The organism is Mesorhizobium sp. M1E.F.Ca.ET.063.01.1.1, from assembly GCF_003998155.1.
GTDB lineage: Bacteria > Pseudomonadota > Alphaproteobacteria > Rhizobiales > Rhizobiaceae > Mesorhizobium.
Window position 1 is genome coordinate 1 of the sequence record NZ_RZSC01000919.1, and the last position, 2,069, is coordinate 2,069.

The 2,069-nt window shown below is 64.3% G+C and carries 1 pseudogene; it reads left to right on the forward strand.

Annotation, left to right across the window (positions count from 1 at the left end):
* Positions 1-64: 64 nt before the first annotated feature.
* Positions 65-2,069 (forward strand): annotated as a pseudogene (locus EOA29_RS34250) (ComEC/Rec2 family competence protein); the annotation flags it as partial.

A 2,069-nucleotide genomic window follows, 5' to 3' on the forward strand; every position in this document is an offset into this window, starting at 1 on the left:
CCAAGGCGCAAAACAGCGCCGCCATGAAGGCGAGGTGCGTTTTGGGCCATGCGCGGGAAATGATCGCGCATGGCCCAAAACGCACCTCGCCTTCATGGCGGCGCTGTTTTGCGCCTTGGGTTTCGTCGCCGCGAAGGCCGAGACATGGCGGGCCGTAACGCCGATGCTCGGCTCCGAAATCCAGACGCGGCTGACCGGCCGCGTCGTCATCGCCGAAGAAATGGCCAATGGCCGAGTGCGCCTGACCATCGATCTTGTCTCGACCGCGCATCCAAAACTTCGCTACGCGCCGGATCGCGTCAGGCTCTCGGCGCGCGCGATACCCTCAGACATGAAGGTTGGATCGCTGGTGACGGGCTATGCCCGGTTGCTGCCGCCGACCGGGCCGGTCCGGCCGGACAGTTATGATTTTTCTTTCGACAGCTATTTTTCCGGCATTGGCGCCAGCGGCTTTTTCCTCGGCGATCCGAAAGTCGTCTCGGCCACCGGGCCACCGTTCGGAACCGGCATGGCTTCGGCCATCGAGAACGCGCGCGAAAACATTGCCGATCACATCAGAAGCACCGTCGGCGGTCCCGAAGGCGAGATCGCCGCGGCGCTGATCGTCGGCATTCGGGCCGGTATTCCCGAAGACATCAACGAGTCGATGCGGCGGACAGGCATCTATCACATCATCTCGATCTCCGGCCTGCACATGGCGCTTGTCGCGGGCACGATCATGCTTCTGTTGCGCGGCGCCTTCGCGCTGTTTCCGGATTTTTCCTCGCGCCGCCCGGTGAAGAAATACGCCGCGGCAATCGCCTTGGTGTCGATCGCCGCCTATCTCGTCATCTCCGGCCTCGTGGTCGCCGCCGAGCGGAGTTTCATCATGCTCGCGGTCATGTTGATCGCCGTGCTGTTCGACCGCGCGGCCCTGACGATGCGCAATCTGGCGATTTCGGCCATCGCCGTCATCCTGGTGTCGCCGCATGAAGTGGTCGGCCCGAGCTTCCAGATGTCGTTCGCAGCCACCGCTGCCCTGGTCGGCGCCTATGCCGGCTGGGCCGATTACCGCGCCGACAAGGTGAGGACACCCCCTGCAAAACGGTCGTTTCCGCGGTTCCTATTGCGAAGGCTGGCGGTTGGGTTGGGTGGCGCTGCCGTGACGTCGCTGATCGCCGGAAGCGCAACGATATTGTTTGCGATCTGGCATTTTCAGCGGGTGTCGCCGCTCAGCCTGCTGGCCAATCTGGCGGTTATGCCCATCGTCTCGTTGATCGTCATGCCGTTCGCCGTCCTGAGCGCGTTGACCATGCCATTCGGCCTCGACGGTCCGTTTCTCTATGTGATGGGCAAGGGCCTGACGGCGATGATCGCGATCTCGGCGTGGATTTCGGAACGCTCGCCAGTCGATGCCGTGGGGCTGATCTCGATCCAGTCGGTGCTGCTGGTGACGGTCGCGCTTGTCATCGCGACCATGGCCACCACCTGGCTCAGGCTGGTGGCCGTTCCCTTCGCGCTGGCCGGCGTGCTGACCATCCCGCATGTCCGCACGCCGGATGTGCTGATCTCGGAGGACGCGCATCTGGTGGCGATGCCGATCGGCGGCGGCGAGCTCGCTGTCAATCGTGACCGTTCCAACGAGTTCACCACCGACAACTGGAAACGCGCGCTGAAGGCTGAAACGATCGTGCCGCCGGAGACATTCGCCAAGGGCGCGCTGGACATCGCCGATCCCGTCGACCTGCCGCCAGGGTCGCCTTTTTACTGCACGGGAGACCTCTGCATCGGCCGGCACCCGTCCGGCGCGATTGTCGCGCTGGCGGAAAATCGCAACAGCGCCAGGCCGGCCTGCGGCTTCGCCGACCTCATCGTCATAGACGACGCCACGGCCTACAATCCTTGCCGCGATCCGCGCATCCTTGTCGTCACCAAGCGCCAACTCGCGCGTGACGGCAGCGCCGCCGTCTTCTTCGATCCGCAATCGGCAACGGCGCGCGCCGCCATCCAGTATGCCGTCGAAAAGCCTTACCGGCCCTGGCACGAGCAACGACGGTATTCGCGCGAGGCAAGGGGGCTGGCGCCTTACC